13 protein-coding genes are annotated in these 11389 nt (G+C 66.6%); 9 read left to right on the forward strand and 4 right to left on the reverse strand.

Going from position 1 to position 11389, the window contains the following annotated elements; genetic code table 11:
* Positions 1-74 precede the first annotated feature (74 nt).
* The gene (locus tag A3CW_RS0101850; protein ID WP_028202049.1) at positions 75-983 is read left to right on the forward strand and encodes an EamA family transporter; all 909 of its coding nucleotides are present in this window, start codon (positions 75-77) and stop codon (positions 981-983) included.
* 84 nt (positions 984-1067) lie between these two features.
* On the opposite strand, the gene A3CW_RS0101855 is transcribed toward A3CW_RS0101850, so the two are convergent.
* On the reverse strand, positions 1068-2633 hold the full coding sequence (locus A3CW_RS0101855; RefSeq protein WP_028202050.1) for an N-acetylmuramoyl-L-alanine amidase: 1566 nt from the start codon (positions 2631-2633) through the stop codon (positions 1068-1070).
* Positions 2615-3193: a tRNA (adenosine(37)-N6)-threonylcarbamoyltransferase complex ATPase subunit type 1 TsaE gene (gene tsaE / locus A3CW_RS0101860; protein ID WP_028202051.1), complete on the reverse strand. Its 579-nt coding sequence runs from the start codon at positions 3191-3193 to the stop codon at positions 2615-2617. Before tsaE ends, A3CW_RS0101855 begins: the two co-directional genes overlap by 19 nt.
* A 17-nt stretch (positions 3194-3210) precedes the next feature.
* Here tsaE and queG point away from each other — a divergent pair, with 17 nt between their 5' ends.
* The 7 genes from queG to A3CW_RS0101895 all read left to right on the forward strand — a co-directional run bounded on the left by queG (position 3211) and on the right by A3CW_RS0101895 (position 8463).
* Positions 3211-4596 (forward strand): tRNA epoxyqueuosine(34) reductase QueG, encoded by a 1386-nt coding sequence (queG, locus tag A3CW_RS44855; RefSeq protein WP_081771482.1) that lies wholly within the window; start codon positions 3211-3213, stop codon positions 4594-4596.
* 116 nt (positions 4597-4712) lie between these two features.
* Complete coding sequence (locus tag A3CW_RS0101870; RefSeq protein ID WP_028202052.1) at positions 4713-5198, forward strand: methylated-DNA--[protein]-cysteine S-methyltransferase; 486 nt, start codon at positions 4713-4715, stop codon at positions 5196-5198.
* Positions 5199-5202: 4 nt separating this feature from the next.
* On the forward strand, positions 5203-6180 hold the full coding sequence (gene xerD, locus A3CW_RS0101875; RefSeq protein ID WP_407669680.1) for a site-specific tyrosine recombinase XerD: 978 nt from the start codon (positions 5203-5205) through the stop codon (positions 6178-6180).
* Positions 6181-6235: 55 nt separating this feature from the next.
* Positions 6236-6727 (forward strand): Cys-tRNA(Pro) deacylase, encoded by a 492-nt coding sequence (gene ybaK / locus A3CW_RS0101880; RefSeq protein WP_028202054.1) that lies wholly within the window; start codon positions 6236-6238, stop codon positions 6725-6727.
* Between the two features lie 210 nt (positions 6728-6937).
* Positions 6938-7558 carry a glycerol-3-phosphate 1-O-acyltransferase PlsY gene (gene plsY, locus A3CW_RS0101885; protein ID WP_028202055.1) on the forward strand — a complete coding sequence of 207 codons (621 nt, stop codon included), beginning with the start codon at positions 6938-6940 and terminating at the stop codon, positions 7556-7558.
* Between the two features lie 100 nt (positions 7559-7658).
* Complete coding sequence (locus A3CW_RS0101890) at positions 7659-7982, forward strand: ArsR/SmtB family transcription factor (protein WP_028202056.1); 324 nt, start codon at positions 7659-7661, stop codon at positions 7980-7982.
* Positions 7975-8463 carry an SRPBCC family protein gene (locus A3CW_RS0101895; protein WP_051481110.1) on the forward strand — a complete coding sequence of 163 codons (489 nt, stop codon included), beginning with the start codon at positions 7975-7977 and terminating at the stop codon, positions 8461-8463. Before A3CW_RS0101890 ends, A3CW_RS0101895 begins: the two co-directional genes overlap by 8 nt.
* A gap of 75 nt (positions 8464-8538) precedes the next feature.
* Here the strand turns inward: A3CW_RS0101895 and A3CW_RS0101900 are convergent, their stop codons facing one another.
* Complete coding sequence (locus A3CW_RS0101900) at positions 8539-9024, reverse strand: YajQ family cyclic di-GMP-binding protein (RefSeq protein WP_028202058.1); 486 nt, start codon at positions 9022-9024, stop codon at positions 8539-8541.
* Between the two features lie 278 nt (positions 9025-9302).
* Between A3CW_RS0101900 and murB the strand changes: the two genes are divergently transcribed.
* Positions 9303-10349 (forward strand): UDP-N-acetylmuramate dehydrogenase, encoded by a 1047-nt coding sequence (murB, locus tag A3CW_RS0101905; RefSeq protein ID WP_028202059.1) that lies wholly within the window; start codon positions 9303-9305, stop codon positions 10347-10349.
* 42 nt (positions 10350-10391) lie between these two features.
* Here the strand turns inward: murB and A3CW_RS0101910 are convergent, their stop codons facing one another.
* Complete coding sequence (locus A3CW_RS0101910; RefSeq protein ID WP_028202060.1) at positions 10392-11219, reverse strand: EAL domain-containing protein; 828 nt, start codon at positions 11217-11219, stop codon at positions 10392-10394.
* Between the last annotated feature and the right edge of the window lie 170 nt (positions 11220-11389).

The raw sequence follows: 11389 nt of genomic DNA on the forward strand, positions 1-11389 counted from the left end.
ACGGCGCGCCGCGGCGCGAGGCGGTAAGATCGCCGCTTCGAAGAAGAGGTCTGACGCAAAAAGGGAGAGAGGGGATGTCGCCGAAGGACTTGTTGCTCGCGCTGGTGGTGGTGCTCGCGTGGGGCGTGAATTTCGTCGTGATCAAGGTGGGGCTGCACGGCGTGCCGCCGCTCCTGCTCGGCGCGCTGCGCTTCATGCTGGCGGCGTTCCCCGCGGTGCTGTTCGTGAAGCGCCCGCGGATGCCGCTGCGCTGGCTGCTGGCCTACGGCACGACCATCTCGCTCGGCCAGTTCGCGTTCCTCTTCACGGCAATGTACGTGGGCATGCCCGCGGGCCTCGCTTCGGTCGTGCTGCAGGCGCAGGCGTTCTTCACGCTCGGTTTTGCGGCGGTATTTCTGCGTGAGCGCTTTCACGCGCAGAACGTCATCGGCCTGTTGATCGCCGCGGGCGGTCTCGCGCTGATCGGCGTGCAGTCGATGGGGGGCGGGGCGGGCAACAGTGCGCAAGGCATGACCATCGCCGGTTTCGCGCTCACGCTGTGTGCGGCCTGCATGTGGGCGCTCGGCAATATCGTCACGAAGAAGGTGGGCAAGGTGGACCTCGTTGGCCTCGTGGTGTGGGCGAGCCTCGTGCCGCCGCTGCCGTTTCTCGTGCTTTCGTACTGGACGGAAGGCCCGCAGCGCATCGTGGCCGCGCTCTCGGGCATCGGCGTGACGTCGGTGGGCGCGATCGTCTATCTCGCGTTCGTGGCGACGCTCATCGGCTATAGCCTCTGGAGTCGCCTGCTCTCGAAGTATCCCGCAAGCCAGGTGGCGCCGTTCTCGCTGCTCGTGCCGATCGTCGGGCTGGCCTCGGCGTCGCTGCTGCTCGGCGAGCAGTTGAGCGCGGCCGAGATCGGCGGCGCCGTGCTCGTGATGGGCGGCCTCGCCGTCAACGTATTCGGGGGCTGGGTCAAGCAGCGCCTCGGGGCCGTGCGCTCGTAACGCCTGCGCGCCAGATGAAAAACGCCGCGCGAGCCCGAAGGCTTGCGCGGCGCTTCTGAAGCCGCCGGATGCCTCACACGGCACTCAGGTCATGCGGCTTTTCGCAAGCGGTGGATTGGCCGCGAAATAGCGCTTGATGCCCTTGAGAACCGCGTTCGCCATCTTCTCGCGATAGGCGTCGTCGTTGAGCTTGGTCTCTTCTTCGGGATTGCTGATGAAGGCCGTCTCCACGAGGATCGACGGAATGTCAGGCGCCTTGAGCACCGCGAAGCCCGCCTGCTCGACCGAGCCCTTGTGGAGCTTGTTGATCTCGCCGACCTCGTTGAGCACGAAGCCGCCATAACGCAGCGAGTCGCGGATCTGCGCTGTCGTCGACATATCGAAGAGCGCGCGGTTCACGGCGGCGTCGGCCGTCTGCACGCTGATGCCGCCGATCTGATCCGACGCGTTTTCCTTGTTCGCCATCCAGCGCGCCGCGGCGCTCGTCGCGCCGTGCTCCGACAGCGCGAACACCGACGAGCCGCGTGCCTCGGGCGTCGTGAACGCGTCGGCGTGGATCGAGACGAACAGGTCCGCGCCCACGCGGCGCGCCTTCTGCACGCGCACGTTCAGCGGCACGAAGAAGTCGGCGTCGCGCGTCATCATCGCGCGCATGTTGGGCTGGGCGTCGATCTTGGCGCGCAGCTTCTTCGCGATGTCGAGCGCGACGTGCTTCTCGTAGGTGCCCGCGCTGCCGATCGCGCCCGGGTCCTCGCCGCCGTGGCCCGGATCGATCGCGACCGTCAACAGGCGCGTGGTGCCGCCCCTGGTGGACTTCGGCGCGGTGAAGCCGTAGTTGTCGTCGGCGCTGGCGCTGGCGTTGTCGTCGTCGTTGTTGCGCTGGGCGACGACGGGCGGCTTCGGCGCGGCAGGCCTCGGCGGACGCGGCGCAACGACGGGGGGCGCGGAACGCGGCGTGCCGGGCGAGGCGCCCGAGTCGTTCTGCGCGTAGCGCTCGAAAAATGCGTCGCTGTTGTCGTGCGCAGCCGGCGCGCCGATTCCGGCATTGGGACCGGCGAGCGTGGGCGGCGTGGAGGGCGGCACGCTGTCCTTCATCGCTTCGTGCGCGTCGAGCTGCTGCTGCTTGTGCTCGGTTTGCGCCAGCAGGTCCATGAGCGGGTCGGGCGCGACCGCCGGGTAGAGGTCGAACACGAGCCGGTACTTGTACGAGCCGATCGGGGCCAGCGTGAACACCTGTGGCTTCACGCCGCCCTTGAGGTCGAACACCATGCGCACCACGTGCGGCTGGTACTGGCCCACGCGCACGGCCTGGATCTGCGGATCGTTCGGCGTGATCTTGGAGACGAGGTTCTTGAGCGCGTCGTCGAGATCGAGTCCGGTGAGATCGACGACGAGCCGATCCGGGCCCTGCAGCAGTTGCTGCGTGTTCTGCAGCGGCTGGTCCGATTCGATGGTGACGCGAGTGTAGTCGCGCGCGGGCCACACGCGCACGCCGACGACCGAAGTGGCCCACGCGAGGCGCGGCACGGCAAGACCGAGCACGAGCGTGGAGGCGCCCGCCTTCAGAATCTGCCGGCGACGCCAGTTGTGCGTGGCGGTGGCGGCCGATTCGATCGAGCGGAACGGTTTGATTAACATCTTTCTAGACATGCCTTTCCTGATGCGCTGTATGCGTAGGCGGTGAGCACGCGGCCTTCGCCGCTTGCATCCGGCTCCAGCGAGAACACGAGATCGGGTACGCCAAGCAGGCCGCCCGCGCGTTGCGGCCATTCGACGAGGCACACCGCATCTTGCGCGAAATATTCGCGAAAGCCCGAGTCGGCCCATTCGGCCGGATCGCTGAAACGGTACAGATCGAAGTGATAAAGCTGGAGTTCCCCACAGGGCGTGGCGACCGTGTACGGTTCGACGAGCGTGTAGGTGGGGCTGCGCACGCGGCCCGTGTGGCCGAGCGCGCGCAACGTGGCGCGCACGAGCGAAGTCTTGCCCGCGCCGAGGTCGCCGTGCAACTGCACGTGCAGGCCATGAAAGGTCGGTGCGTCGTGGCTTTCCGCACGATTCGCGCGCAGCGAGTCGAGCGCGTGCGCAAAGCGTGCGCCGAAGGCGTCGGTGGCGTCGGTGTCTGCAAGATCGAAACGGCGTTCGAGGAGAACGGCGGCGGATGGATCAAGCGAAAGCGGCGCGTGGTCGTGACCGGGCGTGTCGGGCATTCTCGTAAAATGACGTAATGAACCCCACGTACTCCCCTTCCAACTCCGCGCAGGATGCGCGCGCGTCTTCGGAGGCGCTCGACCCAACGTCCGCTCAGGCGGGTGCTCGAGCGCATGCTCGAGCTGACGCGCCGCGAGAGTCGTCTGCGCCGGCCGTCGAGCAGGCCACGCCGCTTGATGAGGCGGCGCTCGCCGCGCTCGCGGCGCGCATCCGGACGTGGGGGCGCGAGCTGGGGTTCGGTGCGATCGGTATCAGTGACACCGACCTTTCCCATGCCGAGGCGGGCCTCGCCGCGTGGCTCGAAGCAGGCTGCCACGGCGAGATGGATTATATGGCCAAACATGGGATGAAACGCGCGCGGCCCGCCGAGCTTGTGGCCGGCACGCGACGCGTGATCACCGCACGCATGGCCTATTTGCCCATCGATACGCTCGCGCCGAATGCAGCGGGAAAGACGCACGAAAGTGCTTCGCAAGGCGGCCCGGATCGCAGCGAGAGCGCTGGCACGAACGTTGCCCACCAGAGCGTTCACGCCGACTGGCGTCTGCGCGAGCACGCGCGACTCGCCGACCCGCATGCCGCTGTCGTGTCGATTTACGCGCGCGGCCGCGACTATCACAAGGTGCTGCGCGCGCGACTCCAGCAGCTTGCCGAGCGCATCGAGGCCGAGATCGGCCAGTTCGGTTTTCGCGTGTTCACCGACTCCGCGCCGGTGCTCGAAGTCGAGCTTGCGCAGAAGGCAGGCGTGGGCTGGCGCGGCAAGCACACGCTGCTCCTGCAGCGCGACGCGGGCTCGCTCTTCTTTCTCGGCGAGATCTACGTGGACGTGCCGCTGCCCACCGACGCCGACGACCCAGCCAGCGCCGCACCGGAAACGCCGGGCGCGCATTGCGGCAGTTGCACGCGCTGCATCGACGCGTGCCCAACGGGGGCGATCACCGGGCCGTATCGCGTGGATGCGCGCCGCTGCATCTCCTATCTCACGATCGAGCTCAAGGGCAGTATTCCCCTGGAACTGCGCGAGCTGATCGGCAATCGTGTGTATGGCTGCGACGACTGCCAGCTCGTGTGCCCATGGAACAAGTTCGCGAAGGCCGCGCCTGTCGCGGATTTCGACGTGCGCCATGGGCTCGATCGCGCGAGTCTCGTCGACCTGTTCGGCTGGAGCGCGGCGCAGTTCGACGAGCGCATGCAGGGCAGCGCGATACGGCGCATCGGCTACGAGAGCTGGTCACGCAACATCGCGGTGGCGATGGGCAATGCGCTGCGCGCCACGCGTGAAGGCGCGGATAACGCCCGCGACGCCGCGCGCGCGGCGATCGTGCAGGCGCTGCGCGAGCGCGAGCATGACGAATCGGCGGTCGTGCGCGAGCACGTGCACTGGGCGCTCGAAGCGGCTTGATGCGGATGAAATTGGCAGAGGCGGGCATGGACATGAAACTGAACGACGGCGCGCTGGAAATCGCGCGCCCAACGCGGCACCATGGCGTGCAACGTTCGCGCACGAAGGAGACGACGATGTTCAACGCAGTGATCGACGCGCCATTCGGCAAGATCGGCATCCGCACCGTCGGTCAAGCGCTGCGCGAGATCGTCTATCTGCCGCGACACACGGCGAGCGTCGCGCCAGATTGCGAACTCGCCGCGTGCGCGGCCGGGCAGATCGGCCAGTATTTCGAGAACGCCGACGCCGGCTTCGACCTGCCGCTCGCGCCGCTCGGCACGGAATTCCAGCGGCGCGTGTGGGACGGCATCTGCGCAATCGAAGCGGGAGAAGTCCTGACCTACGGCGAACTCGCGAAGCGCATTGGCGGCGTCAGCCCGCGCTCCGTGGGCCAGGCGTGCGGCGACAATCCCTTTCCGCTCGTGATTCCGTGTCATCGCGTGGTGTCGGCGAGCGGCCTCGGCGGTTTCGCGCATCACGGCGGCGAAGGCTTCTTTCGCGACGTGAAGCGCTGGCTGCTCGCCCACGAATGCACGTCGAACCGATTTCAACTGCGCTGACACGATGACGATGACGACGAATCCGCCGCTTGCCGCAAGCGACGCCGCCGACGAAGCGGAGCAGGCGCTCGACCCCGCCGCGGCCGAAGTGCTCGCATCGAGCCTCACCGCCATCGACACGTTCTGCGACGCCATGTGGCTCGAGCATGGCCTCTCGCGCAACACGCTCGACGCCTACCGGCGCGATCTGCGCCTCTTCGCGCAATGGCTCGCGCGCGAGCGCTCCAATGCGCTCGATACGACCCACGAAGACGACTTGCTCGCCTACAGTGCGCGCCGCAAGGACGATAAATCCACGTCGGCGAACCGGCGCCTTTCGGTGTTTCGGCGCTACTACGGCTGGGCGCTGCGCGAGCAGCGCGTGCATTCGGACCCGACCGTGCGCATCCGCTCGGCGAAGCAGGCGCCGCGCTTTCCGTCCACCTTGAGCGAGGCGCAGGTCGAGGCGCTGCTCGGCGCGCCCGATGTCGAGACGCCACTCGGCCTGCGCGATCGCACGATGCTGGAACTGATGTACGCGAGCGGCCTGCGCGTGACCGAACTCGTCACGCTCAAGACGGTCGAGGTGGGCTTGAACGAAGGCGTCGTGCGTGTGCTCGGCAAGGGCTCGAAAGAGCGGCTCATTCCGTTCGGCGAGGAGGCGCACGCGTGGATCGAGCGCTATCTGCGCGAGTCGCGGCCGGCGCTGCTCGGCGCACGCACGGCCGACGCGCTGTTCGTGACCGCGCGCGCCGAAGGCATGACGCGCCAGCAGTTCTGGCACATCATCAAGCGCCACGCGGCGGCGGCGGGCGTCCACGCGCCGCTCTCGCCGCACACGATGCGCCACGCGTTCGCCACGCACCTGCTCAATCACGGCGCGGACTTGCGGGTCGTGCAGCTTCTGCTCGGCCACAGCGACATCTCCACGACGCAGATCTATACGCATGTCGCGCGTGAGCGGCTGCGCCTGTTGCACGAGAAGCATCACCCGCGCGGCTGACCCTGGCAAACGCGTTTGGCGCAGTTGTTGCAGACCATCCGATTACAATGCGCCGATGAGCAAAACGAAACATGTGTCCGAAACGCCCGCCACGCAGATGCTGCGCCGCGCGGGCGTCGCATTCGGCGAGCATCCCTATGAGTACGTCGAACACGGCGGCACGGAAGAGTCCGCGCGCCAGCTCGGCGTGGACGAGCATCGCGTCGTCAAGACGCTCGTGATGGAGGACGAGAGCGCGAAGCCGCTCATCGTTCTCATGCATGGCGACCGCAAGGTGTCGACGAAGAATCTCGCGCGGCAGATCGGCGCGAAACGCATCGAGCCGTGCAAGCCCGAAGTCGCGAACCGTCATTCGGGCTATCTGGTGGGCGGCACGTCGCCCTTCGGCACGAAGAAAGCCATGCCCGTGTACGTCGAATCGACCATACTCGAACTCGACGAGATCTGGCTCAACGGGGGCCGTCGCGGCTATCTCGTGAGCCTTGCCCCCGCGGTGCTCACGACGCTCCTGAACGCGGAGCCGGTGCAGTGCGCGAGCGTCGAATAACGTTTGAATAACGCGCGACGCTCGCTGAGCGGATCCGCCCCTCAGTTCCCGTTGCTTCCCTGATTACCCTGGTTTGTGCGTGGTTGTGCCGCCGCTGTGGGCAGGGCGCGCCCGCGCTTCGGTAGAATGAGCGCCGTCGCGCGTTGCCGGGCGGCGATGACCATCGCTACCGCCCGGCGCGCATCGTTCCACTTCCTCCGGGTTTCGTGCATGTACAACCTGTTCGTCGCCGTTCTCGCCTATCTGATCGGCTCGGTTTCGTTCGCCGTGATCGTGAGCGCCTTCATGGGCCTCGACGATCCGCGCTCCTACGGCTCCGGCAATCCCGGCGCGACCAACGTGCTGCGCAGCGGCAACAAGAAGGCCGCGATCCTCACGTTGATCGGCGACGCGTTCAAGGGCTGGCTGGCCGTCTGGCTCGTCGCGCACTTCGGCCCGCGTTACGGTCTGGGTGACGCCGCCGTCGCGCTCGCCGCGATCGCCGTGTTCCTCGGCCACCTGTATCCGGTGTTCTTCCGCTTCAAGGGCGGCAAGGGCGTCGCCACTGCGGCCGGCGTCCTGCTCGCCGTGAATCCGATTCTCGGTGTCGCCACGCTTGCCACCTGGCTTATCGTCGCGTTCTTCACGCGCTACTCGTCGCTCGCGGCGCTGGCGGCCGCCGTGTTCGCGCCGCTCTACTACGTGTTCATGTTCGGCCCGCGCGTCGTCGCGCTCGCCATCCTCGCCATGAGCGTGCTGCTGTTCTGGCGGCATCGCGCGAACATCTCCAAGCTCCTCGCGGGCAAGGAGAGCCGTATCGGCGAAAAGAAGGCGGCGGGCGCCGGCAAGTAGGCCGGCGCGGCTGGGGCGCCAATCTCGCGGAGTGAAAGGACGGTGCTGCGGCGCCGTTTTTTTACCTTGACATGCAACCATACGGTTGCATAATAGTTGCATGAACGACGACGCCGTATTCCGCGCGCTGGCGGACGCGAGCCGCCGTCAACTGCTGGACCGCCTCCACGCGAAAAACGGCCAGACGCTGACCGATTTATGCGAGGGGCTGGCCATCTCGCGCCAGGCGGTCACGAAGCATCTCGCGGTGCTGGAAGAGGCGAATCTCGTCGCGACGCAGCGGCATGGGCGCGAGAAGCGGCATTTCATCAATCCGGTGCCCATCGGCGAGATTGCCGCGCGCTGGATCGGCAAGTTCGAGCACGAGCGCGTGGGCGCGCTCGTCGACCTCAAGCGATCACTCGAAGGAGACAGTCATGAGTAGCGACAAGCACACGCAAGGCAGTGCCGCCGGCGACTCGACGTTCGTCTACGTCACGTTCATCCGCACCACGCCGCAGGCGTTGTGGACGGCGCTCACGAGCCGCGAGTTCACCGAGCGCTACTGGTTCGGCATGCATCACGAATGCGACTGGCAAACGGGCTCGCCCTGGTCGCTGCGCTTCGCCGACGGCCGGATTGCCGACTCGGGCGCGGTGGTCGAATCCGATCCCCCGCGCCGGCTCGTGCTGCGCTGGCGCAACATGTTCCTGGCCGAACTCCATGCCGAGGGCGATTCGCTGTGCACGATCGACATCGAACCCGTCGAGTACGCGGTCAAGCTCACGATTACGCATAGCGTGGCGCGGCCGGGATCGATCTTCATCGAGAAGGTGTCGGGCGGCTGGCCACGCATCCTCTCGAATCTCAAGACACTGCTGGAAACCGGCGAAGTGCTCATGCCGCTCGTGGTGACGGCGGACTGAGCGCGAGAAACGCGCAAACGTCTGAAATGAAACGGGGCGGCCCGAGCCGCCCCGCCATGCGCTGGACTTGCCGCGTTAATCGCGGAAGTTGTTGAAGTCGAGCGGCGTGTCGGTCACGTCCTTGCGCAGCATGGCGATCACGCTTTGCAGGTCGTCGCGCTTGGTGCCCGTTACGCGCACGGCGTCGCCCTGGATGCTCGCCTGGACCTTGATCTTGCTGTCCTTCACGAGCTTCACGATCTTCTTCGCGAGGTCGCCCGACACACCTTTCTTCACGGTGATGACCTGCTTGACCTTGTCGCCGCCGATCTTCTCGATCTTGCCGTAATCGAGGAAGCGCACGTCCACATTGCGCTTGGCCATTTTCGACACCAGCACGTCCTTCACCTGGCCGAGCTTGAAATCGTCGTCGGCGAACGCGGTCAGCTCGCGCTCCTTTTGCTCGACGCGCGAATCCGAGCCCTTGAAGTCGAAGCGCGTGGAGATCTCCTTGTTGGATTGCTCCACGGCGTTCTTTACTTCGATCATGTTGGCTTCGCTGACGACGTCAAACGATGGCATTGCTTTCTCCAAAAAGTACGAGGTGCGCAAACGGCGATGCAAAATCTATGCAAGCTGAGTGCCCGCGGGTCGCAGCCGTATTCCGCAGCCCGCTGACGCATTTTCAGGCAGCGGTTCGCGCACTCGCTATAATCACGGACCGACGCCATTCTACCGGCGCTGTTGCGTTTGCCCAAGGCGGCTTGCCGCCGCCCGGTGGCGAGTCCGCGGTGCGCAGGTGCCCGCCGGCGGCCTCTCCGGCCATTTTTCGTCTGCTGTCCATGTTCCGTTCTTCCTCGATGCCCGTCATCCAAACGCCCGTCACTACGTGGTTTGCCGCCGGCTTTGCGCTGCGCGCGCACAACACGTTCGGCTTCGACGTGCGCGCGCGCTACGCGTGCCGGGTCGAAAGCGAGGCCGATCTCGCCGCCGCTGTGCGCGATCCGCGCGCCCAGGGCTTGCGCACGCTCGTGCTGGGCAGCGGCAGCAACGTCGTGCTCACGCGCGATTTCGATGGTCTCGTGCTGCTCATGGCGCTGGCCGGCAAGCGCGTCGCGTACGAAGACGGCCACGCCTGGTACGTGGAAGCGGCCGCGGGCGAGAACTGGCACGATTTTGTGTCCTGGACGCTCGAAGCGGGCATGCCGGGCCTCGAGAATCTGGCGCTGATTCCGGGCACGGTGGGCGCGGCGCCCATTCAGAACATCGGCGCCTACGGGCTCGAGATGGCCCAGCGCTGCGTGGCGGTGCGGGCCATCGAGATGGCGACGGGCAAAGCCGTGGAGTTCGACGCGGCCGCCTGCCGCTTCGGTTACCGCGACAGCTTTTTCAAGCGCGAAGGGCGCGATCGCTTCGTCATTACTGCGGTCACGTTCCGCCTGCCGAAGGTCTGGCAGCCCAACGCGGGCTACGCCGACCTCGTGCGCGAGCTGGCGCAGCACAACGCCGGCGAGACGCCGCATGCGCGCGCCGTGTTCGACGCCGTGGTCGCGGTGCGGCGCGCGAAGCTGCCTGACCCGCTCGAACTCGGCAATGCGGGCAGTTTCTTCAAGAATCCCGTGATCGAAGCGCAGCAGTTCGATACGCTCGTCGTGCGCGAGCCGCAGATCGTTTCGTACCAGCAGGCCGACGGGCGCGTGAAGCTCGCGGCGGGCTGGATGATCGACCGGTGCGGCTGGAAGGGCCGCGCGGTGCGCGCGGCGGCGGTGCATGAGCGTCAGGCGCTCGTGCTCGTCAATCGCGGCGGCGCGACCGGCGCGGACATTCTTGAACTCGCAGAGGCGATCCAGCGCGACGTGCTCGCGCGCTTCGGCGTGGAGCTGGAGCAGGAACCCGTCAGCCTCTAAGGCCTCTCAGGCGCCGCCCGGCGCCGCGCTTGCATCACACCCTCAAATCACCTTGTCCTGGGTCGCGAACACCGGCCCCTGCACGAAGCGCACGTCGTATTGCTGCAACTGCTCGAACTGCGCCGCATCGGTCACGCGGTTGAAAATCAGCGGAATGCGCAGCCGCGCCGCATAGCTCACGAGCGGCTTCACCATCGAATCGCGCAGCGCAGACGCCGCATCCATCTTCACGAAGTCAGGCCGAGGCACGTCCGACACCGAAAGAATCTGCCCGGCATTGGGCAGATTGCCGGCCACCTTGAACCCGTACCGCTGATAGCTCTTCGTGAGATAGCCGAGAAAGGTGCGGTGCGCGACCGCCGCCGCCGGCAGCTCGATCACGATGCGCCCGGGGTTGAGCCCGAACGACACCAGCACGTTCGAGAAATGCCTTCCATGGTCGTACTTCACGCTCTTCAGGAGCCGCTCGTGCACGCGCAGGAAGAGCAGCCCGTGCTGCTGGCCACCCAGAAAATTGATGGCGTGCAGCGCGCGCACCATGCGGTCGACCGCGACGAGGTCGGGATCGTCGAGCGTGTCGCTGAATGCGTCGCAGGGCGCGAGCAGGCCGTCCTGTTCGCGCAGCGTGACCGCCTGAAAGCCGAGTTCATCGCCGAAGCGCGAGGCCATCGCGAGATCGGCGGTGAGCGACTGCGCCCCGCTGTGCACGCTGATGTCGTAAATCGGCTCGTAGGCGCTCAATAGCTCCACGCCGCGCCGCTGCGCCACGGCCTCTTTGGCGTGAGCGCCAGTGCCCATCGCCAGGTGCTCACCGAGAAACGGATGGTCGGCGGCGCGGGCAACGAGCTCGGGAATGGTGGGAGCGATCATGGTGATGTAGCGGAAAGCGGGTGAAAGCGGGTGAAAAGCGTGAGCCCCACACGGGGTCGCATGACCCGATGGTAGCAGCCCGCAGCCGCGCCGGATGGACTGTTTGGTCATAACGTTATCGACCATTCGCGCCCGTTCTGGAGGCGATCGGCCACTCGTCAGGGTATACG

Source organism: Paraburkholderia nodosa DSM 21604, assembly GCF_000519185.1.
In the GTDB taxonomy this organism is placed as follows: Bacteria; Pseudomonadota; Gammaproteobacteria; order Burkholderiales; family Burkholderiaceae; genus Paraburkholderia; species Paraburkholderia nodosa.

Bases quoted from the DNA above. Each gene is read 5' to 3' on its own strand.
- A3CW_RS0101850 (WP_028202049.1), top strand. From the start codon at position 75: ATGTCGCCGAAGGACTTGTTGCTCGCGCTGGTGGTGGTGCTCGCGTGG.
- A3CW_RS0101855 (WP_028202050.1), bottom strand. From the start codon at position 2,633: ATGTCTAGAAAGATGTTAATCAAACCGTTCCGCTCGATCGAATCGGCC.
- tsaE (WP_028202051.1), bottom strand. From the start codon at position 3,193: ATGCCCGACACGCCCGGTCACGACCACGCGCCGCTTTCGCTTGATCCA.
- queG (WP_081771482.1), top strand. From the start codon at position 3,211: ATGAACCCCACGTACTCCCCTTCCAACTCCGCGCAGGATGCGCGCGCG.
- A3CW_RS0101870 (WP_028202052.1), top strand. From the start codon at position 4,713: ATGTTCAACGCAGTGATCGACGCGCCATTCGGCAAGATCGGCATCCGC.
- xerD (WP_407669680.1), top strand. From the start codon at position 5,203: ATGACGATGACGACGAATCCGCCGCTTGCCGCAAGCGACGCCGCCGAC.
- ybaK (WP_028202054.1), top strand. From the start codon at position 6,236: ATGAGCAAAACGAAACATGTGTCCGAAACGCCCGCCACGCAGATGCTG.
- plsY (WP_028202055.1), top strand. From the start codon at position 6,938: ATGTACAACCTGTTCGTCGCCGTTCTCGCCTATCTGATCGGCTCGGTT.
- A3CW_RS0101890 (WP_028202056.1), top strand. From the start codon at position 7,659: ATGAACGACGACGCCGTATTCCGCGCGCTGGCGGACGCGAGCCGCCGT.
- A3CW_RS0101895 (WP_051481110.1), top strand. From the start codon at position 7,975: ATGAGTAGCGACAAGCACACGCAAGGCAGTGCCGCCGGCGACTCGACG.
- A3CW_RS0101900 (WP_028202058.1), bottom strand. From the start codon at position 9,024: ATGCCATCGTTTGACGTCGTCAGCGAAGCCAACATGATCGAAGTAAAG.
- murB (WP_028202059.1), top strand. From the start codon at position 9,303: ATGCCCGTCATCCAAACGCCCGTCACTACGTGGTTTGCCGCCGGCTTT.
- A3CW_RS0101910 (WP_028202060.1), bottom strand. From the start codon at position 11,219: ATGATCGCTCCCACCATTCCCGAGCTCGTTGCCCGCGCCGCCGACCAT.